Here is a 24,817-nt window from a genome sequence, read left to right on the forward strand (position 1 = left end):
CTCATTCCTGGTGGGATGCGTTCGGGACGGCGGCCTCGTGGGCGCCGGCCGGGGCTTCGTGGTCGGATGCCGCGGGGCCGGCGTCGGCGGGCTCCGCAGCGGGCTCGATGCGCGCGACGACCTGGTCGCGCGCGACCTGCTCGCCCGCGGCGACGCGCAGGCGGACGACGCCGGCGACGGTCGCGATGACGCGGTGCTCCATCTTCATGGCCTCGATGGCGAGCACCGCCTGCCCGGCCTCGACGTGGTCGCCGTCGGACAGGAGCAGCGTCGTGACGCTGCCCGGCATGGGAGCGCGCAGGTCGGGATCGACGCTGCCGCCGCGCTCGAGCTGTGCGAGGTGGGCTTCGACCGCCTGCCGGCGGTCGACGCGCGGGACGGCGGCCGTGCGGCCGTCGAGGTGCACCCACGTGGTGCCGTCGTCGGCGATCCGGACGGTCGCGCGCTCGAGGTCGGCGGTCGCCCGGGCATCCCGCTCGGCGGCGGCTGCCACGCCGCCGAGCCGCCAGCCGCGCTCGCGCTGCCAGGCGTGTCCGTGCGCCGACCCGGAACGTGCCGCATGGTCGCGCGCGAGACGTGCGACCTCGGCGAGGCGGGTGGCCGCGCCATCCGCCGTCTCGTCGGGCTCGCCGTCGGACGCGATCGCCGTGCCGGCGGCCGGATCCTGCAGTCGGTCGATGAGCCCGGTGTCGAGCCGACCCGCCCTGACGTCGTCGCGCGCGAGGAGCTCGCGCAGGAACGCGGTGTTCGTCTCGACGCCGAGCACGACCGTGTCGGCGAGCGCGGCGTCGAGGCGATCGAGGGCCTCGGCCCGGTCGCGCCCGTGCGCGATGACCTTTGCGATCATGGGGTCGTAGTCGGCGGTGATCCGCTGGCCTTCGCGGATTCCCGCATCGATGCGCACGCCCTCGCCCGCGGCCGGACGCCACGCCAGCACGTCGCCGGTCGAGGGCAGGAAGCCGCGCTCGGGGCTCTCGGCGTACAGGCGGGCCTCGATGGCGTGGCCCTCGAGGCTCACGTCCGCCTGGGCGATCGCGAGCGGCTCGCCGGCGGCGACGCGGAGCTGCTGCTCGACGAGGTCGACGCCGGTGACGAACTCGGTCACCGGGTGCTCGACCTGGAGACGCGTGTTCATCTCGATGAAGAAGAACTCGTCGGGAGCGGCATCCGAGACCAGGAACTCGACCGTGCCGGCACCGAGGTACTCGACGCTCCGCGCGGCGTCGCACGCCGCGCGCCCGATGCGCTCGCGCGTCGCGGCGTCGAGCAACGGCGAGGGGGCCTCCTCGACGACCTTCTGGTGCCGTCGCTGCAGCGAGCACTCGCGCTCGCCGAGGTGGATGACGTTGCCGTGCGCGTCGGCCAGCACCTGCACCTCGATGTGGCGCGGTCGTTCCACGAACCGCTCGAGCAGCAGGGTGTCGTCGCCGAACGCGGCCCGTGCGACGCGGCGCGCGGCGGGCAGTGCATGCTCGAGTTCGGCCTGGTCGCGCGCGACCTGCATGCCCTTGCCACCGCCGCCGGCGGACGGCTTCACGAGGATCGGGAAGCCGATGAGCGGTGCGGCGTCGAGCAGCTCGTCGTCGGTCGCGTCGGGATCGCTCACCCCGGGCACCACCGGCACCGCTGACGCCTCGACGTGGCGCTTGGCACGGATCTTGTCGCCCATGACCTCGAGCGCGAGTTCGCCCGGCCCGACGAACACGATGCCCGCATCGGCGCACGCACGGGCGAATGCGGCGTTCTCGCTGAGGAACCCGTAGCCGGGATGGATGGCCTGCGCACCGGTGTCGAGCGCGGCGCGCACGATCCGGGCCGGATCGAGGTAGCTCTGGGCGGCCGGCGCCGGGCCGATGCGCACGGCTTCGTCGGCGAGGGCGACGTGCGGTGCCGCAGCGTCGGCATCGGAGTACACGGCGATGGCGTGGATCCCGAGGCGCTTGAGGGTGCGGATGACGCGCACGGCGATCTCGCCGCGGTTGGCCACGAGCACGCGATCGAACGGCTTCCGGCCGGTGGAGTGGAGGGGCTGCGTCATCCGGGTCACATCCTGAAGAGGCCGAAGCGGGGCTCGGGCAGGGGCGTTCGGCTGGCGAGCTCGAGCGCCAGCGCGAGCACGGTGCGCGTGTCGCCCGGCTCGATGATGCCGTCGTCCCAGAGGCGGGACGTGGAGTGGTAGGGGCTGCCCTGCGACTCGTACTGCTCGCGCACGGGTGCCTTGAACGCCTCCTCGTCATCGGGCGACCACTGCTCGCCGCGCACGGCAAGCTGGTCGCGCTTGACGGTCGAGAGCACGGATGCCGCCTGCTCGCCGCCCATCACCGAGATGCGCGCGTTCGGCCACATCCAGAGGAACCGCGGCGAGTACGCCCGGCCGCACATCGAGTAATTGCCGGCGCCGAACGAGCCGCCGATGACGACCGTGAACTTCGGGACGCGCGTCGTGGCCACGGCGGTCACCATCTTGGCGCCGTGCTTGGCGATGCCGCCGGCCTCGGCATCGCGGCCCACCATGAAGCCCGAGATGTTCTGCAGGAACAGCAGTGGGATGCCGCGCTGGTCGCACAGCTCGATGAAGTGCGCGCCCTTCATGGCCGACTCGCTGAAGAGCACGCCGTTGTTGGCGACGATGCCGACGGGGTGGCCGTCGATCCACGCGAACCCGGTCACGAGCGTGTCGCCGTACTCGCGCTTGAACTCGTGGAACTCGCTGCCGTCGACGAGCCGAGCGATGACCTCGCGCACGTCGTACGGCTGCTGCACGTCGACGGGCACGACCGCGGTCAGCGTCGACGGGTCGACGGCCGGCTCGCGCGGTTCGCGAACCGCCCAGGCGCGTTCCGTCGGCGCGGGCAGCGTCGCGACGATGTCGCGCACGATCTCGAGCGCGTGCTCGTCGCCCTCGGCGAGGTGGTCGGTCACGCCCGACTGGCGCGCATGCAGGTCGCCGCCGCCCAATTCCTCGGGCGTGACGACCTCGCCGATGGCGGCCTTCACGAGCGGCGGGCCGCCGAGGAAGATCGTGCCCTGGTTGCGGACGATCACGGTCTCGTCGCTCATCGCCGGCACGTACGCGCCGCCCGCGGTGCACGAGCCCATGACGGCGGCGATCTGCGGGATCCGCCGTGCGGAGAGGTTGGCCTGGTTGTAGAAGATCCGCCCGAAGTGGTCGCGGTCGGGGAAGACCTCGTCCTGCTTGGGCAGGAACGCGCCGCCGGAGTCGACGAGGTACACGCACGGCAGGCGGTTCTCGAGCGCGACGTCCTGTGCGCGCAGGTGCTTCTTGACCGTCATCGGGTAGTACGTGCCGCCCTTGACGGTCGCGTCGTTGCAGACGACCATCACGGGCCGGCCGTGCACGAGCCCGATGCCGGCGATCACTCCCGCGGCGGGCGTGTCGTCGTCGTAGAGGTCGTCGGCCGCGAGCGGCGAGAGCTCGAGGAACGGACTGCCTTCGTCGAGCACCCGCTCGACGCGGTCGCGCGGCAGCAGCTTGCCTCGCGCGACATGCCGGTCGCGGGATGCCTCGGGGCCGCCGAGGGCGGCTCGGGCGAGCTTCGCGCGCAACTCGTCGGCCAGCGCGGCGTGCGCGTCGGCGTTGGTGCGCGCGGCGTCGGATGCCGCGTCGACCGCGCTCGTGAGGATGTGCATCCGCTCCCGTCCGCCTCTCCGTCGTGGCGTGCACGCGAGCGCTTCGGTGAACGCTCGCTAACCGGGATTCATGTTAGCCGCGATTCACCGAGATCCGCAACCGGGTCAGCCGGCGCGTCCGCGGCCGTCGGCGGCGAGGCCCGCGACGATCCGCTCGAGTCCGTACGACCACGCCGCATCGACCTCGCCGCCGAGTCGGAACGCCCCCACGAGTTCCATGCTCGTGAAGCCGTGCATCCATGCGGTGAGGGTGCGAGCGGCCTTCAGGGCGTGCTCCTCGCCCACGAGGCGGCGTGCGGCTTCGAGCAGCGCCGCGGCGCCGTGGTCGAGCGCCGCACGATCGGGGCTCGCCGACCCCGGCAGCGGGCCGAACACGAGCGCGTACCCCTGCGGATGCTCGTGGGCGAAACGCCGCGCCACCTCCGCGAGGGCCCGCACCGCGGTCGCCGCGTCCGCGCCCGCGTCGGCGAGCGCCACGTCGAGGCGATCGCCGAGCTCGCGCGACACATCGTCGACGACCACCCGGACGAGGTCGTCGCGATCGCGCACGTGCTTGTACAGCGATGGGGCCCGCACGCCGAGCGCCGTGGCCACCGCCTGCATCGTGAGCCCATCCCGCCCGTCGCGTTCGAGCACCGTTCGGGCGGCCGCACGCAACGAGTCGGGCGTGATCCTGGTCGGCGTCGGCATCGGTCCTCCTCATGGCTATTGACATTAGCCATCATAGCTACGTATCATAGCTCACATGGAACTTCAGCCGGGACTGCGACGCGTGGGCAACGAGATCGTCGCCTGCTACCTCCTCATCGACGATCGCGGGGTGACGGTGGTCGACGCCGGGCTCGCCCGACAGTACGACGAACTGCTCGACGAACTCGCCGACGCGGGCCGCACGGTCGACGACGTGCGCGCGGTGATCCTCACGCACGGCGACACCGACCACATCGGGTTCGCCGAGCGGCTGCGACGCGATCACGGGGTGCCCGTGTACGTCCACGCCGACGACGCCGCACGGGCCCGCGGCGAGTCGAAGCCGTCCGCATCGTTCGGCCGCGGCATCCGCCCCTGGCCCGTCGTCCGCTTCTTCGCCTACGCCCTGTCGCGCGGCGGGGCTCGCACCGAGTACCTCACCGAGGTGCGCACCGTCGCCGATGGCGACCGGCTCGGCGACCTGCCCGGCTCGCCCGTCATCGTCGGCATGCCGGGGCACTCGCCCGGCAGCGTGGCGGTCCACTCCCCCGATCTCGACGCCGTGTGCGTCGGCGACGCGCTGACCACCCGCCACGTGCTCACCGGCCGACGCGGACCGGCACCGGCCCCGTTCACCGACGACCCGGGTGGCGCGCTCGACTCGCTCGACCGCCTCACCGCGATCGATGCGACCTGGGTGCTTCCCGGCCACGGCACGCCGTGGAACCGCGGAACCCGCGAGGCCGTGCGCCTCGTGCGCGAGGCGGCCCAGGCACCGGTGCGCTGACCGCGGGCAGGCCGCGGTCGCTTGCCGATGTCGAGCACGTCGGTTAGTGTGCATTCACCGAATGCCCCGGGAGGTGCACCCTGAGCGAGACGCTCACCGAGCGCGGCCGCGCCAAGGCCGACCGCCGTGCCGCCCTGCTCGACGCCGCCGCGCGACTGTTCGCCGACCGCGGTTACGCCGGCGTCACGCTCGAGGAGCTGGGGCAGGCCGCCGGCGTCTCGGGGCCCGCCGTCTACCGTCACTTCCCCGGGAAGTCGGCCGTGCTGGCGGCGATCCTCGCCGATGCGAGCGAGGGCCTGCTCGACGGCGGACGGCGCACGGTCGCCGACGCCGACGACGCCGCGATGGCGCTGCGGGCGCTCATCCGCTTCCACGTCGACTTCGCACTCGCGAACGCCGACGTGATCCGCGTGCAGGACCGCGACCTCACGAGCCTCGACGAGGCCGACGCGCACGGTGTCCGGCGACTGCAGCGCGAGTACGTCGAACTCTGGGTGGGCGTGCTCGCCCACCTGCGGCCCGACCGGGCCGAATCGGAGCATCGGATCCGGGCTCACGCGGCCTTCGGTCTGATCAACTCCACTCCCCACAGCGCCCGCATCCATGGGCGCCGACCCGCGGACAAGGTGGTCCGCAGCATCCTGGAGGACATGGCATGGTCGAGCCTCACGTCGTGACCCTGCGCGCGACCCGCGCAGGCGACCTCGATGAGCTGTTCCGCATCCAACTCGACCCCGAGGCGAACCGCATGGCGGCGTTCACGTCCGCCGATCCGTCGGACCGCGCGGCGTTCGACGCCTACTGGGCGCGCCTGGCCGCCCGCGAGGACGCCGACAACCGCACGGTGCGCTCCGACGGCCGGATCGTGGGAAGGGTGGCGCGCTGGATCGACGCCGAGACGGGCATGGCCGAGATCACGTACTGGATCGACCGCGAGCACTGGGGGCGCGGAATCGCCACGCGCGCCATGCGCCTGTTCCTCGACACGCAGCCGCGCCCCGTGCGGGCGCGAGCCGCGGCCGACAATGCCGCGTCGATCGCGTTGCTCACGCGACTCGGCTTCGTCGAGGTCGGCCGCGACCGCGGCTTCGCGAACGCGCGCGGCGAGGAGATCGAGGAGATCGAGTTCGTGCTGCGCTGAGCGCCCGTCAGCGGTTGCGGTAGAGCTCCATGAGCGGTGCGGGGACGCGACCGCGGTCGGACACCTGGTGGCCGTTCGCGCGGAGCCACTCGCGCGCGTCCTTGGTGTCGCCGGCCGACGACGTGCCGCGGCGGCTTCGGCTCGAGCCGGCACGACCGGCACCGGTCTTCCGAGCGGCTTTCACGTAGGGGGCGATGGCGGCCTGGAACTTCTCGGCATTCGCCGAGGAGAGGTCGATCGCGTATTCGGCACCGTCGATGGTGAAGGAGACCGTGCGATCGGCGTCGGATCCGTCGAGATCGTCGATGAGCGTCTCGACAACTCGCTTGGCCATGGGTCACGACCTTTCCGCGGCATTCGCCACTGAATTCTGGGAGGGGTGCTTGCTGAATTCGAGCATATTCCTTCTCGAATTCGAGTGCACGAATTCATGCGAAGCTGTGCAGAAGTTGTGCGGAATACCGTGCCATGCGCCGCGGCGCCATTTCAGGCGACGACGGCACCGAGTCGGTCGGCGAGCGCGCGGATCCGCTTCGCCAGCGCGACGTCGCGGCTGGTGACCGCACCGACGTCGTGCGACGAGAGGTCGAATTCGATTCGGCCCCAGCCGAGCCGCACATCGGGATGGTGGTTCGCGGCATCCGCCTCGATCGCGACGGCGTCGAGCAGGCGCACCGCACTCGCGAAATCAGCGGTGCGGAATTCCGCAGTCAACCGTTCTCCGTCGTGCCGGAATCCGGTTCCGTCGAGTTCCGCCGCGACATCCTCTCGGGAGAGCGGCGTGTGAGCGTCCATACGCCGATCATCCCGCCGCCGAGGATGACGCGCCAGCCTCGACGACCGCCGAATGCCGTTTCCGCCGGATTCCGGGTGATGGATACCCGGCGGAAACGGCAATTCGACGCGAGTGACGTGCGTGATCAGGCCATCGTCAGGGCGAGACCAGGGTCGCGCAGGATGCGCCCGATGTCGGCGAGGAAGCGCGAGCCCTGCTCGCCGTCGACCAGGCGGTGATCGAACGAGAGCGAGAGCGTCATCACGTCGCGCAACGCGATCTCGCCGCGATGCTCCCATGGAGTGCGCCGCACGGCGCCCATCGCCAGGATCGCCGCCTCGCCCGGGTTGAGGATGGGGGTGCCCGCGTCGATCCCGAAGACGCCGATGTTCGTGATCGAGATCGTGCCGCCCGAGAGGTCGGCCGGCGCGGTCTTCCCGGCACGAGCCGTCTCGGCGAGCGATGCGATTGCGTCGGCCAGGTCGATGAGCGTCATCCGCTCGGCGCCCTTGAGGTTCGGCACGACGAGCCCGCGGTCGGTCGCCGTGGCGATGCCGAGGTTCACGTGACCGAAGCGCACGATCTCCTGGGCGTCCTCGTCCCAGCGCGAGTTCACCTCGGGAGTGCGCGCCGCCGCGATGCAGAGCGCCTTCGCGACGACCGTGAGCGGCGTCACCTTGTGGCCGGCGTAGGCGCGATCGGCGCGGACGGAGGCGAGCAGCTCCATCGTGGCCGTGACGTCGACCGTGAGGAACTCCGTCACGTGCGGCGCGGTGAACGCGCTGCGCACCATCGCCGCGGCGGTGTGCTTGCGCACGCCCTTGATCGGGATGCGGGTCTCGTCGGCCACGGCGTCGGTCGCGGCGGAGGTCGCCGCTGGGGTCGCCTGGGTCGCGGGCTCGCCCGTAGGGGTGCCGGATGCCGCGGCCTCGACGTCGGCACGCGTGATGAGCCCGCGCTCCCCCGTGCCCGCGATGCGTTCGAGGTCGATGCCGAGGTCGCGCGCGAGCTTGCGGACGGGTGGCGTCGAGCGAGGGCGCTCGGGGCGCTCGTCGGCGTCGTGCAGCCCGTTGACCGAATGCGTCGCGGTGTCGGGCTCGATGCGATCGTGCTCGGGCGGCGCCTGAACGAGGTCGTCGCTGAGCGCCGATGCGCCGCCGCCCCCGAGCCGGCGCGCGCGCCGCTTGGGACCGCGCTCGGCGCCCGCCCCGTACCCGACGAGCGTCGGCTCGCGGGTCTCGGCGACGTCGGCCGTCTGCGCCGCCGCGGCCGGCGCCGCAGCCTCGGCGGAGGCGGCGGATTCCACGGGCGCTGCCGCCTCCGCCGCCGCGGCCCCGTCACCCGTGTCGCACGAGAACAGCTTCTCGCCGACGTTCACGGTCTCGCCCTCGGCGGCGTGCAGCGCGGTGACGGTGCCCTCGAACGGCGACGGCAGCTCGACGACGGCCTTGGCGGTCTCGACGTCGGCGATGATCTGGTTGAGCTCGACGTGGTCGCCGACCTTGACGCGCCAGGCGACGATCTCGGACTCGGTGAGACCCTCGCCGAGGTCGGGCAGTGCGAAGTCGCGGATCATGCTCACGCCTCCACGCCGGAGACGTCGGACGCCTCGGAGAGCGAGTTCGGCCGGCCCATCGCCCGGTCGACGCCGTCGAGGATGCGATCCAGGTCGGGCAGGTGGAACTGCTCGAGCTTCGCGGGCGGGTACGGGATGTCGTGCCCGGTCACCCGCACGGGCGCGGCCTCGAGGAACTCGAAGCAGCGCTCGGTGATCGACGCGGCGATCTCGGCGCCCACGCCCCCCTGCTCTCCCGCCTCGTGCGCGACGACCAGCCGGCCGGTGCGGCGCACCGAGGCCTCGATGGTGGCGCAGTCGACGGGCGCGAGCGAGCGCAGGTCGATGACCTCGATCGACACACCCTCCTCGGCGGCGGCGGTCGCGGCATCCTTCGCGGTCTGCACGAGCGCGCCGTACGTGACGAGGGTGACGTCGCGACCGGACGCCACGACCGTGGCGACGCCCATCGGGCGCGCGTCGGCGAGGTTCGCGTCGAGGTCGACCTCGCCCTTGACGTGGTAGCGCCGCTTGGGCTCGAGGAAGATCACGGGGTCGTCGCTCGCGATGGCCTGGCGGATCATGACGTACGCGTCGGCCGGGTTGGAGCAGGCGATCACGCGCAGGCCCGCGGTGTGCGTGAAGTAGGCCTCGGGCGACTCGGAGTGGTGCTCGGCCGCGCCGATTCCGCCGCCGAACGGGATGCGGATGACCATGGGCATGCGCACGGTGCCGCGCGAACGGTAGTGGAGCTTGGCGACCTGCGCGACGATCTGGTCGAATGCCGGGTACACGAACCCGTCGAACTGGATCTCGACCACGGGCCGGAAGCCGCGATACGCGAGCCCGACGGCCGAGCCGACGATGCCGGCCTCGGACAGCGGCGTGTCGACCACGCGGTGCTCGCCGAACTCGGCCTTGAGCCCGTCGGTGACGCGGAACACGCCCCCGAGCGTGCCGATGTCCTCGCCGAGCAGCACGACCTTGTCGTCGTCGGCGAGCGCGCGGCGGAGGCCCTCGTTGATGGCCTTCCCGAACGTGACCGTGGTCATCGGTTCCCTCCGTCCTGGTCGGCGAACATGGCGAGGTACCGGGCGTAGCGGTCTCGCTGGCGCTCGAGGTGCGAGTTGGGCTCGGCGTAGACGTGGTCGAACACGCTCATCGGCTCGGGGTCGGGGATGGCCGTGATGCCCGCGCGCAGGTCGGCGGCCGCGCGGTCGGCGGCGGCCTTGACGTCGGCGTCGACCGCGTCGATGTCGGCACCGGATGCCGCGATGAGCGCGTGCACGCGGGTGATCGGGTCGCGCTCGCGCCAGTGTGCGAGATCGTCGTCGGTGCGGTAGCGCTTCGGGTCGTCGGCGGTCGTGTGCGGGCCCATGCGGTACGTGACGGCCTCGATGAAGGCCGGACCCTCGCCGCGTCGAGCACGCTCGAGCGCCCAGCGGGTGACCGCGAGGACGGCGAGCACGTCGTTGCCGTCGACTCGGATGCCGGGCATGCCGAAGCCGTCGGCGCGCCGCGCGAGCGGCTGGTGCGACTGCAGGCCGACCGGCTCGGAGATCGCCCATCCGTTGTTCTGGCAGAAGAACACGGTGGGGGCGGCGAAGCTCGCCGCGAACACGAGCGCCTCGTTGACGTCACCCTCGCTCGTCGCGCCATCGCCGAAGTACGCGATGGAGGCCGACTCCGAGCCCTCCCACTTGGCGCCCATGGCCCAGCCCACCGCGTGCAGCGACTGCGCGCCGATGATGATGTTGGGAATCGCCATCCGCTTCTCGAAGGGGTCCCATCCGGATGCCGCGGCGCCGCGCCACACGCTGAGGAGCTCGTGCGGCTGCACCCCGCGCAGCCAGGCCACGGCGTGCTCGCGGTAGCTCGAGAACACGAAGTCGTCGTCGTGGAGCGCACGCGCCGAGCCGATCTGCGCGGCCTCCTGCCCCGCGAGCGGCGGCCACAGGGCGAGCTCGCCCTGACGCTGGAGCGCGGTGGCCTCGGCGTCGAGGCGGCGCACCACGGCCATGTCGCGATGGAGGACGATCAGCGCGTCGGTGTCGATGTCGGCGACCCACCGGTCGAACTCGGGGTTCGCGTGCCGGGTGCCGGATTCATCGAGGAGCTGGACGAGGTCGCCGGGGCGGGTGAGCAACCCGGTCGCCTCTCGGTCGGAAGGGGTCATGGTCGAACCTCCGTGTCGGCTCGGCCGCCTTCTGGGCAGCCTCGCACCCGGCGCCGATGCCGGATACGGGCAGCGTACGACGATCTGGCAATCGGCTCAAGCAGACACGGACGGGTTGCGCAGATTGCATGGTGAGACCTCCGATCACCGTGCTAACGTGTGGCGCAATGAACGGCTACGACGCGGTCGACCGGGCGCTCCTGAAGGCGCTCGCCGATGATCCGCGCGCGACGGTCGTCGCCTTGGCCGACCGGCTGAAGCTGAGCCGCAACACCGTGCAGGCGCGGATGGCGCGCCTGGAGGCATCCGGCGCGTTCCTCTCGTTCGAGCGCAGCATCGATCCGTCGCCGCTCGGGTATCCGCTCGAGGCGTTTGTGTCGGTGCACGCCCGGCAGAAGGTCCTCGCCGAGGTGGTGCGCCGGATCGCCGAGATCCCCGAGGTGATCCAGGCCCACGGGCTCTCGGGGCAGGTCGACCTGCTGGTCCGGGTCGTGTGTCGCGATGCCCACGACCTATTCCGCATCGACGAGCAGATCCTCGCGATCGACGGCGTCGAGCGCACCGAGACCTCGCTCGCGATGGGCGAGCTCATCCCCTACAGGCTGGCGCCGCTGCTCACGCGGTGAGAGGGTTGCGCCATGCGCGTGGCCGTGCTCCCGGGAGCGCGGAAGGTCTCGTGGACGCGACCCTCGCGAGGCTCGACCGCAGCGCCTGAAGCGCTGAAGCGCGCCTCTGGCACCGGGCGAGCCGGATGCAGCGGAGCGCCCGGAACATCAAGGAACTCCTCGAGTCCGAGGTCGCCCCGCCGTCGCCCGACTGACGTGGGTTCGAGGTGCAAAGGAACATCTGCAAACATCGATTTGCAAACATTCCCTTGCAAAGTCTCCTTTGCAGCGCTATCTTTGCAACATGGAGACCGAGACGAACGACCCCGCAGCCTGGCCCAGCAGCACGCGGCACCCCGGCATCGACCACGTGCTCCCGTCCGAGAGCCTGAAGGCGCTCGCCCACCCGCTTCGCGTGCAGATCTACGACGAGCTCTCCACGTACGGCCCCTTCACCGCGAGCATGCTCGCCGAGCGCCTGGGCGAGACCAGCGGGGCGACCAGCTATCACCTGCGGCAGCTCGAGCGCGCAGGTCTGGTGCAGGAGGACACGACGCGCGGGAAGGGCCGCGAGCGCTGGTGGGAGCGCCGACCCGGGTCGATCGCGATCCCGGACGCCCGAACTCTCCCGCCCGGCAGCGCCGAGCGCCTCGCCGTCAAGCTCGTCGAGGACGAGTGGTACCGCTCCCGCGAGCAGAACTTCCGCGAGTTCCTGGCCGAGGGCGAGGGCGTGTTCGGGCCGGACTGGCTCGACATCGCCACATCCGACACGATCACCCTGCGGCTCACGCCCGATCAACTGCACGGGCTCGTCACCGACATCGACGTCGTGCTGCAGAAGTACATCCGCGCGTACAAGCGCACGCCGACGCCCGGGTCGCGCCCCGTGCAGGTCCACATCAACGCGTTCCCGCTCGTGCGCGGCGAAGCGACCGACGCCACCGCACCGAAGGAGGCCCCATGAACACCGCGACACTCTCCCCCGGGTCCGGCCTCGTCGCCGGCTGGGCCGTCCGCACCGGCCTCGACCTCGCCGGCTGGGGTCTGCGCCGCGCGACGCGGCGCACCGACCGCGAACTCCAGCTCTCGCGCCTCGAGGCGCGCGCCACCGCCGAGGCCGCCCTGGCCGCACGCGACGAGCTCATCCGACGCGCGGGCTACCTCCCGCTCTGAGCCGCCCGCCGAAGACGACGGATGCCCCGCCCGAACACGTCGGGCGGGGCATCCGTCTGCCGGGGAGGACCGGGGCTCAGACCTCGGCGCCCTCGGCCGGCGCATCGGCGTGCTCGCCGGTCGCCGTGCGGCCGTTCGTGTCGGCGTCCTCGGCGATGACCGGGGCGAGCGACAGCTTGCCGCGGTCGTCGATCTTGGTGATCTCGACGAGCAGCTTCTGCCCGACGCCCAGGACGTCCTCGACGTTCTCGACGCGCTTGCCGCCGGCGAGCTTGCGCACCTCGGAGATGTGCAGCAGGCCGTCCTTGCCGGGAAGCAGCGAGATGAACGCGCCGAACGCGGCGATCTTCACGACCGTGCCGAGGAACTGCTCGCCGACCTCGGGGTTGGTCGGGTTGGCGATCGCGTTCACCGCGGCGCGGGCCGCCTCGGCCGAGGGGCCGTCAGTCGCGCCGATGTAGACGGTGCCGTCCTCTTCGATCGAGATCTCGGCGCCGGTCTCGTCCTGGATGCCGTTGATCGTCTTGCCCTTGGGCCCGATGAGCTCGCCGATCTTGTCGACCGGGATCTGCACGCTGATGACGCGAGGCGCGGTGGGCGCCATCTCGTCGGGGCCGTCGATGGCGGCGTTCAGCACCTGCAGGATGGTGCTGCGCGCCTCCTTGGCCTGGGTGAGCGCGCCCGCGAGCACGGAGGCGGGGATGCCGTCGAGCTTCGTGTCGAGCTGGATCGCGGTGACGAACTCGGACGTGCCGGCGACCTTGAAGTCCATGTCGCCGAGCGCGTCCTCGGCACCGAGGATGTCGGTGAGCGCCGCGTAGCGGGTCTCGCCGTCCTTCGTGTCGGAGATGAGGCCCATCGCGATGCCCGCGACCGGCGCCTTGAGCGGCACGCCCGCGTTCAGCAGCGACAGCGTGGACGCGCAGACCGAGCCCATCGAGGTCGAGCCGTTCGAGCCGAGCGCCTCGGACACCTGGCGGATGGCGTACGGGAATTCCTCGCGGCTCGGCAGCACCGGCACGAGGGCGCGCTCGGCGAGCGCGCCGTGGCCGATCTCGCGACGCTTCGGCGAACCCACACGACCTGTCTCACCCGTCGAGTACGGCGGGAAGTTGTAGTTGTGCATGTAGCGCTTCTTCGTCTCGGGTGAGAGCGAGTCGATCTGCTGCTCCATCTTGAGCATGTTCAGCGTGGTGACGCCGAGGATCTGCGTCTCGCCGCGCTGGAAGATCGCCGAGCCGTGGACGCGCGGGATGACCTGCACCTCGGCGTCGAGCGGGCGGATGTCGGCGAGGCCGCGGCCGTCGATGCGGACGCCCTCGTCGAGCACGCGCGAGCGGACGACGAGCTTCGTGACCGACTTGAAGGCGGCCGAGACCTCGCCGAGCGCCGACTCGGGCAGCTCGCCCGACTCGACCTTGGCGGCGACAGCCTCCTTGACGCGCGCCTTGAGCGCGTCGTCGGCGTCCTGGCGCTCGCCCTTGGCGGCGATCTGGTAGATGCCCTTGAGCTCGTCGTAGGCGAGCTCCGCGACGACGTCGTACGTCGACTGCTGGTACGGCGGGAACGTCGGGTACTCGGCGATTTCCTTCGCGGCGGTCGCGGCGACCTTCTGCTGCGCCTCGACCAGCTGCTTGATGAACGGCTTCGCGGCCTCGAGGCCCGCAGCGACGACCTCCTCGGTCGGCTTGACGGCGCCGCCCTGGATGAGGTTCCAGGCGCCGTCGGTGGCCTCGGCCTCGACCATCATGATCGCGACATCCTGCGAGCCGTCGGCCTCGGTCACGACGCGGCCCGCGACGACCATGTCGAACACGGCCTCCTCGAGCTGCGAGTACTTGGGGAACGCGACCCACTGGCCGTCGATGAGCGCCACGCGCACGCCAGCGACGGGGCCCGAGAACGGCAGGCCCGAGAGCTGCGTCGAGAGCGACGCCGCGTTGATCGCGAGCACGTCGTACAGCTCGTCGGGCTCGATCGCGAGCACGGTCACGACGACCTGCACCTCGTTGCGGAGGCCCTCGACGAACGAGGGGCGCAGCGGACGGTCGATGAGGCGGCAGGTGAGGATCGCCTCGGTCGACGGGCGGCCCTCGCGGCGGAAGAACGAGCCGGGGATGCGGCCCGCGGCGTACATGCGCTCCTCGACGTCGATCGTGAGCGGGAAGAAGTCGAAGTGCTCCTTCGGCTGCTTCGAGACCGAGGTCGCCGACAGCAGCATGGTCTCCTCGTCGATGTACGCGACCGCGGAACCCTGCGCCTGCTGGGCGAGGCGGCCCGTCTCGAATCGGATGGTACGGGTGCCGAAGCGACCGTTGTCGATGACGGTCTCGGCGAACGTGATCTCAGGACCTTCCAAGAGGTCTGTCTCCTTTGTTTCATGCGCACCCGTCGTTCGGGCGCGGTTGATCAAGGAGCAGGGAACAGGCAGATCTCAGCGCAATCGGGTGACCCGCCAGCGCTGGCCACCAGTAGAAGTCCACCAAGCTCGCGCTTGGTAAGCCACCACAGGGGACCAGCTTCCTGCCGGCCTGCTCCGTGCGCGCCCGTCGTCGGGCGCGAGCTCATGTTGATTTGAGCGGATGCCGCGCGGGCATCCTCGACGAGCCTATCAGCCTCGGCGTGTCGCGACCTAGCGAGGGGCGCCACCCCCTCGCGGGATGTACCGATCAGGAGTTACATGGCACACGGACGCATCGTCCGGTGCGTCCCGATTCGTTCGAGGAGGAACGCCATGTCATCGGTCGCACGCGTCACCACCATCACGGCCTATTCCGAGACCAGCTTCGAGGACGCGATCTCGGTCGGCGTCGCACGCGCCGCGTCGACGCTGCGAGGGGTCAAGGGCGCCTGGGTGAAGGAGCAGAAGGTCAAGGTCGACGGCGACCGCATCGTCGAGTGGTCGGTCACGCTCGAGGTCACGTTCGTGCTCGAGGGCTGAGGCGCCGAGTCGGTCGAAAGGATGGGGCCGAGCGAGAGGTGAGTCCTCTTGCCCGGCCCGTCCGTACCGGCGTCAGCGCGCGGTCACGAGCTGAACGTGCCCCTGATCGCCAGGAATGCGCCGCTGTCGAGGTCCTCGATCGTCACGTTGGTGTAGACGACCGAGAAGAGGGTCGCGTCCTGCCCGTTCGGGCAGTCGAGCGCCTGGTCCGCCGGAGTCGGCGAGATCGTCACGGAGCCCACGATGTTGCCGTTCTGGCCGGCGGTGAACTCACCGCTCCCGGAGACGCGCGAGTCGATCGTCGTCTTCTTCGGATCCGATGGAACGTTGTTGCCGCCGTTGACGCACGAGTAGGTGGCACTGAGGTCGGCACTCGCGACGACGGTCTCGACGGCGCCGGACTCTAGGCCGGCCTCCTTGAAGTCGACGACGAGGTCGACGCCGCTCAGGTGGGCGGACGTCGCGTTCTTGATGAAGTGCGGGCTGCCCGCCAGCGCCGGTCCAGCGGCACCGGCGAATACGAGCGCAGCGGTCGCCGCGAGCGCGGCGAGGGTTCGACGAATGGACATGGTGGTCCTTCTTCCGGGTTGCGATTTCGGGTTGCAGCGGAGTGCAGTCGAGATCACGCGCGTCCGTTGTCCCCTCCCGAACGGGGTCGCGCGGGCGTGCGCGGCCGGGGCCACGCTCCCGCCGCAGACGCTACTCCGATCATCCGCCCGCCGTACCCCCAAAATGAGGGATCCTCATTCATGTGCCGCTGGCACGTTCCAACCGGCGTGACGTGGCGGCCGACGCCGCCCGCGCGGCCGGCCGGCCGGCATGTGAGCCGATCCAACAGGGATGAACGAGCGGATGCCGCGGCGAATCGTTCGCCGCGGCATCCGCTCGCCTGGTGCTGGGGTGCTACTCCCCCGCGAGCCCGCCGAGGAGGTGTCCCATGGGCCGGTCGAGCGCGAACGGGTCGCTGACGCGCTGGCTCCGGTCGGTGCGCTCGACGAGTCCGGCGAACTCGCTCGCCCCGCGGAAGATGCGGTCGGGAAGCGAACGCACGCCGTCGCCGCCGTCGCCCCAGTCGCCCGTCGCCGCGAAGACCCCGGTCGGCACGGGGATGGCGTGCAGGTACGTGAACAGCGGCCGGATCGCGTAGTCGATCGCGAGCGAGTGGCGAGGCGTGCCACCGGTGGCGCCGATCAGCACCGGCAGGTCGGTGAGCGACTGCGGGTCGATCACGTCGATGAACGACTTGAACAGCCCGGCGTAGCTCGTGGTGAAGATCGGCGTGACCGCGATGAGGCCGTCGGCCGACGCGACCGACTCCAGTGCCGCCTCGAGCTTGGGCGGGGCGAAGCCGAGCAGCAGGTGGTTGGTGATGTCGTGCGCGAGGTCCCGCAGCTCGACGACCTCGACCTCGACTTCGACGCCGCGTTCCCGGAGCAGCCCGACGGCATCGGTCGCGAGGCGGTCGGCGAGCTGGCGGGTCGAGCTCGGGGTCGACAGGCCCGACGAGACGACGACGATCTTCTTCGCGGTCATCGCGCACCCGCCGTCCGGGTCGCGGCCGGGCCGAAGGACGAGCCGGTCGTTGCGGGGGCCGCCTCGACGGGAGCGTCCTGGTAGGGCGAGCCGATGGTGAGGTTGTCGCCGCGGTTCGGGTTCGGCGTCGCCTGGCGCGGCGCCGCGTCACCGTACTTCGCCTTCACGAGCGAAGCGTGCGTGGGGGCGTCGGGCACGTCCGCCGGGCGGTCCTTCGCGAACTCGCGTCGCAGCACGGGCACGACCTCCTCGCCGAGCAGGTCGAGCTGCTCCAGCACGGTCTTCAGCGGCAGGCCGGCGTGGTCCATCAGCCAGAGCTGGCGCTGGTAGTCGCCGACGTAGTCGCGGAACCCGAGCGTGCGGTCGATGACCTCCTGCGGGCTGCCGACGGTGAGCGGCGTCTGCTGCGTGAAGTCCTCCATGCTCGGACCGTGGCCGTACACGGGCGCGTTGTCGAAGTACGGGCGGAACTCGTTCACCGCGTCCTGCGAGTTCTTGCGCATGAAGACCTGACCACCGAGGCCGACGATCGCCTGCGCCGCGGTGCCGTGCCCGTGGTGCTCGAAGCGCTGGCGGTACAGCGCGATCATGCGAGCCGTGTGCGAAGCGGGCCAGAAGATGTGGTTGGCGAAAAAGCCGTCGCCGTACATGGCCGCCTGCTCGGCGATCTCGGGCGTGCGGATGGAGCCGTGCCACACGAAGGGCGGCACGCCGTCGAGCGGCCGCGGAGTCGAGGTGAAGCCCTGCAGCGGAGTGCGGAACTTGCCCTCCCAGTCCACGACGTCCTCGCGCCAGAGTCGGTGCAGCAGCTCGTACGACTCGATGGTGATCGGGAGGCCCTGTCGGATGTCCTTGCCGAACCAGGGGTAGACCGGGCCGGTGTTGCCGCGGCCGAGCATGAGGTCGGCGCGGCCGCCCGACACGTGCTGGAGCATGGCGTAGTCCTCGGCGATCTTCACCGGGTCGTTCGTGGTGATGAGCGTCGTGGCGGTCGAGAGCTGCAGCGTCGAGGTCTGGCCCGCGATGTAGGCCAACGTGGTGGTGGGCGACGACGACCAGAACGGCGGGTTGTGGTGCTCGCCGAGCGCGAAGACATCGAGTCCGACCTCCTCGGCGTGCTTGGCGATGGTCAGCGTCGCCTGGATCCGCTGGGCCTCGCTGGGCGTCCGGCCGGTCGTCGGGTCCTGCGTGATGTCGCTGACGGTGAAGATTCCGAACTGCATGTCGCCCTCCTGGGCTCCTCGTCTCACTTCATGCGTTTGCATGCAATTGGTCGAACGGATGACCCCCCTGAACTATTCCCGGTCCGACCCAGCCAGGTCCAGTACGGCTTCGGCGGCCTCGGCGAGCGCCACGCCGTAGCTGCGCCCGTGCCCGGCCGCGTGCACCGCGAGGGGATGCAGCTGATGGAGCGGCACCCGGTCGCGCCATCCGTCACGGAGCGGAGCCTCGTGCTGGTAGCCCTCGAGAACCACGTCGAGGAACGGGCAGCCGAACAGGGCGAGCATCGCGAGGTCGGTCTCGCGATGACCGCCGTGCGCGGCCGGGTCGATCAGCACGACACCGGACGCGGACCACAGCACGTTGCCGTTCCACAGGTCGCCGTGGATCCGGGCCGGCGGGTCGTCATCGTCGAATTCGCCGTCGGCGATGAGTTCGCAGGCGCGGCGGACCGCCGTGGCCTCGGCTGCCGTCACATCGCCGATCTCCTCGGCGATCTCGAGGAACGGCAGCACGCGGTCGCGCGCGTAGAACGCGCCCCAGCTGGCCTCCGACGCCGCGGCCATAGGGCGTCGGCCGATGAACAGCGGCCCGTGCCATCCGTCGGGCCGTGCCCCGAACGCCGCGGCTCCGGCTGCATGAGTGCGCGCGAGCTCCCGTCCGAACGCGGCGGCGGCGTCACGGTCGGGGCGCGCCTCGTCGATCCGCTCGAGCTCGATCCATCCGGGGCCGACTGCAGTGAGGCGCGGCACCCTGATCGCGCCTGCCGCGGCGAGCCAGTCCAGGCCCGCAGCCTCGGCCGCGAAGAATTCCTCGGGCGCGTCGGCGCGGCGCTTGACGATCGTCTGCACGGCTTCAGTCTCGCGCAGGATGGCGGGGCCCGCCGCGGTCGCGACGGGCCCCGCCCGGTGGATCGGGTCGGAACTAGCCCACGTCCGTCGGCTCGTGGTCGTGGTCGTGGTCGAGGCCACCGGCGTTCTCACCCACGGTGCCCTGTTCTCCGGCGGGGGCCGGCAGCGTGAAGCCTCCGGGAACCTCTTCACCGACCACGCCGTTCACGGCCTCGGTGGTGTAGGAGAACGCCAGCACGGCGGCGGCGATCGCGTCGACGTTCACGTCGAACGCGTCCTCGTTCACGTTGCCGATTCCGTCGCACGCCTGGTGGTAGCAGGGGTCGTACGAGGCTCCAGCCGTGCCACCCCAGATCGAGGCCTGCTCCACGGTCTTCGGCACTTCGGCGCCCGTGAAGAGGCCGCCCGACGGGATGCCGTTCAGGATGAACGCCTGATAGTCGCTTCGACCGCTGAACTGGGCGTCCTCGTACGGCTCACCTGCCCAGGTGTAGTAGCTCTCGAAGAAGTCCTCGATCTGCACCGAGCCCTCGGGAATCGGCACACCGGCCGGCGCGTCCCAGCTCGACTCGTCACCGTCGTACACCATGAAGATGTAGTTCGGCGAGGCGACCATGTCGAAGTTGAGGTAGAGCGCGATGCGATCCTTCTCGGCTTGGCTGAGCTCGTTGACATACTGGGTCGAGCCGATCAGGCCCGACTCCTCCGCGCCCCACCACGCGAGTCGGATGGTGTTCTGCGGCTCGAACTTGCCGAGGTTCTGTGCGAGCTCGAGCAGCGACGCCGAGCCGCTGCCGTTGTCGTTGATGCCCGGTCCGGCTTGGACCGAGTCGAGGTGAGCGCCCGCCATCACGACGTTGTTGTCGTTGACACCGGTCTTCTCGGCAATGATGTTCTTCTGCGGCCGCGACTCCGGCGCCGGCACCATGATCTTCGCCGTCGAGCCGGTCTGCGCGAGCGCGACACCCTGCTGGAAGCTCGCGCCGACCACGGGGATGTCGACGATGTCGTTCCCGCCGAGCGTTCCGACGATGAGGTTGTTCCGATCGGTCGCAGTGGTGTCGCCGGCGTTGAAGATGATCACGCCTGCGGCGCCGGCGGCCTCGGCGTTCAATGCCTTGATGGAGAAGTTGCACGAACCGCGCTGTACGAGCGCGATGCTGCCGGTCGGGAAGTTCGCGAAGTCCTCGGGCTGACACCCGCTCGTGTTCGAATTCGGCGTGGTGAGCTGCACGTCGACCGGCGTGACGGCCGCGGTGACCGTTCCATAGCCGGTTCCGGTGAACGGGCCGGTCGGGTAGGTCGCGTTGACCGGCGTGAGCTGCTGGAGCGTGGACGGACCGACGTAGGTGTAGGGGAATTCGTCGATCGAAACGCTCCATCCGGCGGCCTTGAGCGTATCGACCACGTACGTGACGCTGGCCTCGTATCCGGGGGTTCCCGCGGCACGATTGCCGCCGTTCGCGTCGGCGATCGTCTGGAGCGCCTCGAGGTGGTCGGTGGCACCCTCAGCGCTCACGCATGAGAGGAGCATCTCGATCGTCGGATTGCTCCGGGACTCGCACTTCGACACCGGTGGTGCGGCGAGTGCGGCGCCCGCGGGCACCAGCGCCAGTGCGGCGACCGCGGATGTCGCGGTCGCGAGCACCGCAGCGCGGCGGGAAAGCCTTGCAGTTCGATACATCGTCTCTCCTTCGTGGGAACCGTCCTCGTCGACGGCCCTGAGGCGAGACCCTACTTGCGGGTCATCCCGAGAAACAGACTTGACTTCCACTCATGTCCCGCATATGGGGGACGACTGGCTCGAAACGGAGGCGTCATTCCGGACGCGCGTCCCCGTCTCCGAGCGCGTCGGCGAGGCCGCTGAGGTCGAGATCGACGCGGAAAGGACGGGACGCTCCGTCGATCCTGACGGGGATCCGCACGTACCGGCCGTCGGTCCGCAGCCGGTCGAGCCGGTCGCGCCATCGCGCGTCCGCGGCATCCGGCAGGAACCCGGCGTGATGGGGCCGGCGATCGCCGACCAGCTGCACGCCGACGCGGTATCGCGGCGAGAGCCAGCGGCGCGCCCGTGGCACGAGCACCGCGCGCTGGTCGGCGCCGCCGTGCAGTCGCGCGAGTTCGATCGCCGCCTGGTGGCGGTGGGCGTCGGCGACGGGCACGACGGTCCGATGCTCGCCGGGAACGGACGGCGCGTCGACGAGGTCGAGTGCGTCGGCATCGGCCAGGTCGCCCATCGGGTCGGGGTTCCGCGTGCGCCGTTCGCGAAGGATGCCGGTCACCAACCACGCACCGGCGAGCAGGATGGCCGCGACCAGCACCGCGTAGCCGATCCCCGACTCGGGCCGCACGGCGCCGGTCAGCACGAGCAGCGCGACCAGCACGAGATAGGGCAACGGCTCCCACCGCAGCGGGGAGACGAAGCGGGGCGCGGACACCACGACAGGCTATCGGTCGCGCAGTCAGCGGAGCGCGTCGAGGCGGGCGCCGACCTCCTCGAGCACGTCATCGCTTCCGGCGTAGATGCCGTGCTCGCGCGGCCGGTGGGCGACGACGTCGGTGAAGCCGAGTTCGCGCGCTCGCCCCACCGCATCCTCGAACGCGGCGACGCTTCGCATCGAGTACCGGACCTCGTCGTCGAGCGAGAGCATCCGATCGAGGTCGCCCGGGTCGCGTCCCTCGGCCGCGCATACGTCGTCGAGGCGTGCGGCGAGGTCGGCGACGCCCGACCACCACGCGTCATCCGCGTCGGCCTGCGGGCCGGTCGTGACCCAGCCCGAGCCGAAGCGAGCGACGAGCTTCATGGACCTCGGTCCGTTCGCCGCGATGAGGAACGGCATGCGCGGCTCCTGCGCGGGCTCGCCGACCATGCGCGCCCCGACGGCCGTGAACCAGTCTCCCGAATACGAGACGCCGTGCCCCGAGCCCCGCTCGAAGCGCAGGAGCATGTCGAGGGCCTCGGTGAACTCGCGGAACCGGTCGAACCGCTCGCGCGCAGTGAGCTCGCCCTGGCCGAGCACGAAGGCGTCGAAGCCCGTGCCGCCCGAGCCGAGCCCGAGCACGACGCGGCCGCCCGAGATCTGGTCGAGGGTCGCGACATCCTTCGCGAAGGGCACGGGATGGCGGAAGTTCGGGCTCGCGACGAAGGTGCCGAGCCGGATGCGGTCGGTCGCCATCGCCGCGGCCGTGAGGGTCGGGATCGTCGCGTGCCACCGCTCCCCCGCCAGCCCGCGCCACGAGAGGTGGTCGTACGTCCAGGCGTGGTCGAACCCGAGACGCTCGGCGTCGCGCCAGAGCCGGGCCGCCTCGGGCCACTCGTACTGGGGCAGGATGACGAGTCCGAAGCGCATGGCGCGAGCCTACGGCGTGCGGGCCGGGATCGCCTCGGTGGGCCGGCTCGGCGTGGGATCGACGGTCGCGGGAACCAGGTCGATGTCGAGGGCGACGGACGCCGCGTCGGCCGGTGTGCGCTCCATGCGCACCAGCACGATGCCGCCCAGGATGAGCACGCCGCCGAGGATCTGGAGCGGTCCGAGCGCCTCGCCCAGGAGGATCCATCCGACGACGCCGGCGAACACCACCTCGGACAGGCCGAGGAACGACGACAGTCTCGCCCCCAGCATGCGGATCGCGGCGATGCCGGCGAGGTACGCGAAGGCCGTCGAGATCGCGCCGACGGTGAGCAGCAGCACCCACCACGGCGCGGTGCCGCCCAGGAACGGCACGTCCGTGAAGGAGGCCTCCATCGGCAGCAGGCCGACGGCACCCGTGATCGCGAGCGCGACCGCACCGACCACGAAACCGGCGGCGACGAGCGCGACCGGGGGCAGTTGCTCGGCGGCGCGCTCGCCGATGGCGTAGTACACGCAGACGCCGATCATCGCCGCGGCAGCGAAGGCGAGGCCGAGCGGGTCGAGGTCGCCCCCGCCGGGGCCGATGACGAGGACGAGTCCTCCGATCGCGAGGACCGAGCCGCCGAGCACGATGAGCTGGGGCATCCTGCGGGTGCGAGCCCACGCGAAGAGGACGAGTGCGATCGGCGCGAGGTACTCGATGAGCAGGGTCATCGAGACCGGGATGCGCTCGAGCGACGCGTAGAACGCGAACTGCACGCCCGCGACCGCGACGAGGCCGTAGAGCAGGATGGTCCACCGCGCGCGCCACAGCGGGCGCAGGTCGAAGCGGAGCGCGATGAGTCCGGGCACCGCGAGGAGCAGCGCGGCGATCGAGATGCGCGCGAGCACCGCGGCGCCGGGCGACCATCCGCTCTCGAGCAGGGGCTTCACGAAGACGCCGCCGGCGCCGAACGCGAGGCCGGCACCGAGGCCGAGCACGATGCCGACGAGTCCCCGTGATCCGCGCACGGCCGCCCCCTTCCGAGTCCGCACGTCATCGGCCATGTCATGCCCGAACAACGTTATGCTCGTGACAGTACTCGCGGGAGGTGTCAGGAGTCAAATGATTTTCACCGATGACACGGTGGCGTCGCTCGGGTTCGTGGCGGCACTGTCCGACACGGTCGAGGGCGCGTCCGAGTCGGGCGACGACGAGCTGGTCGAACCGGCGCAGCTGACGGCGCTCCTCGACGCCTGGTACTACTCCGGACGACGCGACGGCGACGCGCGCGAGCTCGACGAGGTGCGTTCGGCCCGGGCGCGTCTGCGCGGCATCTGGGACCTCGACCGCGACGACATGGTCGGCGAGGTCAATGCGATCCTCGCCGAGGCGCGCGCCGTGCCGCGCCTCGTGCGGCACGACGAGCTCGACTGGCACATCCACGCGATCTCGTTGCAGGCACCCCTCGCCGAGCGGATCCTCGTGGAGGCGGCGATGGCGCTCGTCGATGTCATCCGCGCCGACGAGACCCGCCGGCTGCGCCACTGCGCCGCCGACGACTGCACCGGCGTCTACCTCGACCTCTCGAAGAACGCGTCGCGCCGCTTCTGCAGCACGCGCTGCGGCAACCGCATGGCGGTGCGCGCCTACCGCGCACGTGCGGGCGAGGGCGTGGTGTCCTGAACAGGCGGATGCCGCGAGCGAACCCCACGCCCGCGGCATCCCGTCTCGAACGGCCGGCGACTCGCTCAGGCGACCTGGCCGGCGTGCTCGCCCTCGGAGATCTCCTCGATCGCCTTGTCGATGAAGGCCGGCAGGTCATCGGGGTTCCGGCTCGAGACGAGTCCCTGGTCGACCACGACCTCCTCGTCCACCCAGTCCGCGCCGGCGTTGCGGAGATCCGTCCGCAGCGACGGGTACGAGGTCATCCGGCGGCCCCGGACCACGTCGGCTTCGATGAGGATCCACGAGCCGTGGCAGATCACGGCCACGGGCTTGTGCTGCTCGAAGAACCCGCGTGCGAACGTCACCGACGCGTCGTCCATCCGAAGGTGATCCGCGTTCACGACCCCGCCCGGCAGCACGAGCGCGTCGTAGAGGTCGGCGGCGACGTCCGCGACCGCGTGGTCGACCTCGAAGTCATCGCCGGGGTCGACGTGGTTCATTCCCTGCACGGTGCCGGGCTTCGGAGCGATGACGTCGACCTCCGCACCTGCCTCGCGGATCGCGTCCAGCGGCTGGGTGAACTCGACCTGCTCGAACCCGTCGGTGACGAGGATCGCGACCTTCCTGCCCGTGAGTCGCTCGGTCATGCGGTGCTCCCTTCGGTGTCATCGGACTTGCGAGGCTACGAAGGCGGTTCGAAGCGGACAACCCGGTTGA

26 protein-coding genes and 1 pseudogene are annotated in these 24,817 nt (G+C 70.9%); 9 read left to right on the forward strand and 18 right to left on the reverse strand.

Going from position 1 to position 24,817, the window contains the following annotated elements; all coding sequences use genetic code 11:
* Position 1: 1 nt before the first annotated feature.
* The 3 genes from BLT99_RS07525 to BLT99_RS07535 all read right to left on the reverse strand — a co-directional run bounded on the left by BLT99_RS07525 (position 2) and on the right by BLT99_RS07535 (position 4,341).
* Entirely contained in the window at positions 2 to 2,038 is a 2,037-nt protein-coding gene (locus BLT99_RS07525; protein WP_092670638.1) for an acetyl/propionyl/methylcrotonyl-CoA carboxylase subunit alpha, read from the reverse strand.
* 5 nt (positions 2,039 to 2,043) lie between these two features.
* Complete coding sequence (locus tag BLT99_RS07530; protein ID WP_092670640.1) at positions 2,044 to 3,651, reverse strand: carboxyl transferase domain-containing protein; 1,608 nt, start codon at positions 3,649 to 3,651, stop codon at positions 2,044 to 2,046.
* Between the two features lie 105 nt (positions 3,652 to 3,756).
* The gene (locus BLT99_RS07535) at positions 3,757 to 4,341 is read right to left on the reverse strand and encodes a TetR-like C-terminal domain-containing protein (RefSeq protein ID WP_092670642.1); all 585 of its coding nucleotides are present in this window, start codon (positions 4,339 to 4,341) and stop codon (positions 3,757 to 3,759) included.
* A 55-nt stretch (positions 4,342 to 4,396) separates the two neighbouring features.
* Here BLT99_RS07535 and BLT99_RS07540 point away from each other — a divergent pair, with 55 nt between their 5' ends.
* The 4 genes and pseudogenes from BLT99_RS07540 to BLT99_RS07550 all read left to right on the forward strand — a co-directional run bounded on the left by BLT99_RS07540 (position 4,397) and on the right by BLT99_RS07550 (position 6,269).
* On the forward strand, positions 4,397 to 5,128 hold the full coding sequence (locus BLT99_RS07540; protein WP_092670644.1) for an MBL fold metallo-hydrolase: 732 nt from the start codon (positions 4,397 to 4,399) through the stop codon (positions 5,126 to 5,128).
* Between the two features lie 155 nt (positions 5,129 to 5,283).
* Positions 5,284 to 5,343 (forward strand): annotated as a pseudogene (locus BLT99_RS18300) (hypothetical protein); the annotation flags it as partial.
* A gap of 45 nt (positions 5,344 to 5,388) precedes the next feature.
* Positions 5,389 to 5,805 carry a hypothetical protein gene (locus tag BLT99_RS07545; RefSeq protein WP_197675528.1) on the forward strand — a complete coding sequence of 139 codons (417 nt, stop codon included), beginning with the start codon at positions 5,389 to 5,391 and terminating at the stop codon, positions 5,803 to 5,805.
* Positions 5,784 to 6,269: a GNAT family N-acetyltransferase gene (locus BLT99_RS07550; RefSeq protein WP_092670648.1), complete on the forward strand. Its 486-nt coding sequence runs from the start codon at positions 5,784 to 5,786 to the stop codon at positions 6,267 to 6,269. Before BLT99_RS07545 ends, BLT99_RS07550 begins: the two co-directional genes overlap by 22 nt.
* 7 nt (positions 6,270 to 6,276) lie before the next feature.
* On the opposite strand, the gene BLT99_RS07555 is transcribed toward BLT99_RS07550, so the two are convergent.
* The 5 genes from BLT99_RS07555 to pdhA form a co-directional block, all read right to left on the reverse strand.
* Positions 6,277 to 6,603, reverse strand: coding sequence for a histone-like nucleoid-structuring protein Lsr2 (locus tag BLT99_RS07555; protein WP_092670650.1), 327 nt, complete (start codon positions 6,601 to 6,603; stop codon positions 6,277 to 6,279).
* 152 nt (positions 6,604 to 6,755) lie between these two features.
* Positions 6,756 to 7,064, reverse strand: a complete 309-nt coding sequence (locus BLT99_RS07560) for a 4a-hydroxytetrahydrobiopterin dehydratase (RefSeq protein WP_092670652.1) — start codon at positions 7,062 to 7,064, stop codon at positions 6,756 to 6,758.
* A 125-nt stretch (positions 7,065 to 7,189) separates the two neighbouring features.
* Positions 7,190 to 8,620: a dihydrolipoamide acetyltransferase family protein gene (locus tag BLT99_RS07565; protein ID WP_092670654.1), complete on the reverse strand. Its 1,431-nt coding sequence runs from the start codon at positions 8,618 to 8,620 to the stop codon at positions 7,190 to 7,192.
* 2 nt (positions 8,621 to 8,622) lie between these two features.
* The gene (locus BLT99_RS07570) at positions 8,623 to 9,651 is read right to left on the reverse strand and encodes an alpha-ketoacid dehydrogenase subunit beta (RefSeq protein WP_092670656.1); all 1,029 of its coding nucleotides are present in this window, start codon (positions 9,649 to 9,651) and stop codon (positions 8,623 to 8,625) included.
* Entirely contained in the window at positions 9,648 to 10,775 is a 1,128-nt protein-coding gene (pdhA, locus tag BLT99_RS07575; protein ID WP_092670658.1) for a pyruvate dehydrogenase (acetyl-transferring) E1 component subunit alpha, read from the reverse strand. Before pdhA ends, BLT99_RS07570 begins: the two co-directional genes overlap by 4 nt.
* 167 nt (positions 10,776 to 10,942) lie before the next feature.
* Here pdhA and BLT99_RS07580 point away from each other — a divergent pair, with 167 nt between their 5' ends.
* The 3 genes from BLT99_RS07580 to BLT99_RS07590 all read left to right on the forward strand — a co-directional run bounded on the left by BLT99_RS07580 (position 10,943) and on the right by BLT99_RS07590 (position 12,553).
* Positions 10,943 to 11,401, forward strand: a complete 459-nt coding sequence (locus BLT99_RS07580; RefSeq protein WP_092670660.1) for an Lrp/AsnC family transcriptional regulator — start codon at positions 10,943 to 10,945, stop codon at positions 11,399 to 11,401.
* Between the two features lie 283 nt (positions 11,402 to 11,684).
* A complete protein-coding gene (locus tag BLT99_RS07585) occupies positions 11,685 to 12,344 on the forward strand; it encodes an ArsR/SmtB family transcription factor (RefSeq protein ID WP_092670662.1) in 660 nt (219 codons plus the stop codon).
* Positions 12,341 to 12,553, forward strand: coding sequence for a hypothetical protein (locus BLT99_RS07590; RefSeq protein WP_092670664.1), 213 nt, complete (start codon positions 12,341 to 12,343; stop codon positions 12,551 to 12,553). The genes BLT99_RS07585 and BLT99_RS07590 overlap by 4 nt, the downstream gene beginning before the upstream one ends.
* Positions 12,554 to 12,629: 76 nt before the next feature.
* Here the strand turns inward: BLT99_RS07590 and BLT99_RS07595 are convergent, their stop codons facing one another.
* A complete protein-coding gene (locus tag BLT99_RS07595) occupies positions 12,630 to 14,912 on the reverse strand; it encodes a polyribonucleotide nucleotidyltransferase (protein ID WP_092670666.1) in 2,283 nt (760 codons plus the stop codon).
* A 375-nt stretch (positions 14,913 to 15,287) separates the two neighbouring features.
* Here BLT99_RS07595 and BLT99_RS07600 point away from each other — a divergent pair, with 375 nt between their 5' ends.
* Positions 15,288 to 15,494: a dodecin family protein gene (locus BLT99_RS07600; protein WP_092670668.1), complete on the forward strand. Its 207-nt coding sequence runs from the start codon at positions 15,288 to 15,290 to the stop codon at positions 15,492 to 15,494.
* A gap of 83 nt (positions 15,495 to 15,577) precedes the next feature.
* On the opposite strand, the gene BLT99_RS07605 is transcribed toward BLT99_RS07600, so the two are convergent.
* From BLT99_RS07605 to BLT99_RS07640, 8 genes are all read right to left on the reverse strand, one after another.
* Entirely contained in the window at positions 15,578 to 16,063 is a 486-nt protein-coding gene (locus BLT99_RS07605) for a hypothetical protein (protein WP_092670670.1), read from the reverse strand.
* Between the two features lie 334 nt (positions 16,064 to 16,397).
* Positions 16,398 to 17,027, reverse strand: a complete 630-nt coding sequence (locus BLT99_RS07610) for a CE1759 family FMN reductase (protein ID WP_092670672.1) — start codon at positions 17,025 to 17,027, stop codon at positions 16,398 to 16,400.
* Positions 17,024 to 18,250, reverse strand: a complete 1,227-nt coding sequence (locus tag BLT99_RS07615) for an LLM class flavin-dependent oxidoreductase (protein WP_092670674.1) — start codon at positions 18,248 to 18,250, stop codon at positions 17,024 to 17,026. The genes BLT99_RS07610 and BLT99_RS07615 overlap by 4 nt, the downstream gene beginning before the upstream one ends.
* Positions 18,251 to 18,322: 72 nt before the next feature.
* Entirely contained in the window at positions 18,323 to 19,117 is a 795-nt protein-coding gene (locus BLT99_RS07620) for a fructosamine kinase family protein (RefSeq protein WP_092675822.1), read from the reverse strand.
* A 55-nt stretch (positions 19,118 to 19,172) separates the two neighbouring features.
* Positions 19,173 to 20,783, reverse strand: a complete 1,611-nt coding sequence (locus tag BLT99_RS07625; protein ID WP_092670676.1) for a M28 family peptidase — start codon at positions 20,781 to 20,783, stop codon at positions 19,173 to 19,175.
* A 133-nt stretch (positions 20,784 to 20,916) separates the two neighbouring features.
* Positions 20,917 to 21,537 (reverse strand): hypothetical protein, encoded by a 621-nt coding sequence (locus BLT99_RS07630; protein WP_133988562.1) that lies wholly within the window; start codon positions 21,535 to 21,537, stop codon positions 20,917 to 20,919.
* Positions 21,538 to 21,561: 24 nt separating this feature from the next.
* Positions 21,562 to 22,449, reverse strand: a complete 888-nt coding sequence (locus BLT99_RS07635; protein ID WP_092670680.1) for an LLM class flavin-dependent oxidoreductase — start codon at positions 22,447 to 22,449, stop codon at positions 21,562 to 21,564.
* Positions 22,450 to 22,458: 9 nt separating this feature from the next.
* Entirely contained in the window at positions 22,459 to 23,463 is a 1,005-nt protein-coding gene (locus tag BLT99_RS07640) for an EamA family transporter (protein ID WP_229724770.1), read from the reverse strand.
* 94 nt (positions 23,464 to 23,557) lie between these two features.
* On the opposite strand from BLT99_RS07640, the gene BLT99_RS07645 reads away from it, so the two are divergent.
* Positions 23,558 to 24,118: a CGNR zinc finger domain-containing protein gene (locus BLT99_RS07645; RefSeq protein ID WP_092670684.1), complete on the forward strand. Its 561-nt coding sequence runs from the start codon at positions 23,558 to 23,560 to the stop codon at positions 24,116 to 24,118.
* A gap of 65 nt (positions 24,119 to 24,183) precedes the next feature.
* Here BLT99_RS07645 and BLT99_RS07650 read toward each other — a convergent pair whose 3' ends face one another.
* Positions 24,184 to 24,747 (reverse strand): type 1 glutamine amidotransferase domain-containing protein, encoded by a 564-nt coding sequence (locus BLT99_RS07650; protein WP_092670686.1) that lies wholly within the window; start codon positions 24,745 to 24,747, stop codon positions 24,184 to 24,186.
* Between the last annotated feature and the right edge of the window lie 70 nt (positions 24,748 to 24,817).

It is taken from the genome of Agromyces flavus (assembly GCF_900104685.1).
GTDB lineage: Bacteria > Actinomycetota > Actinomycetes > Actinomycetales > Microbacteriaceae > Agromyces > Agromyces flavus.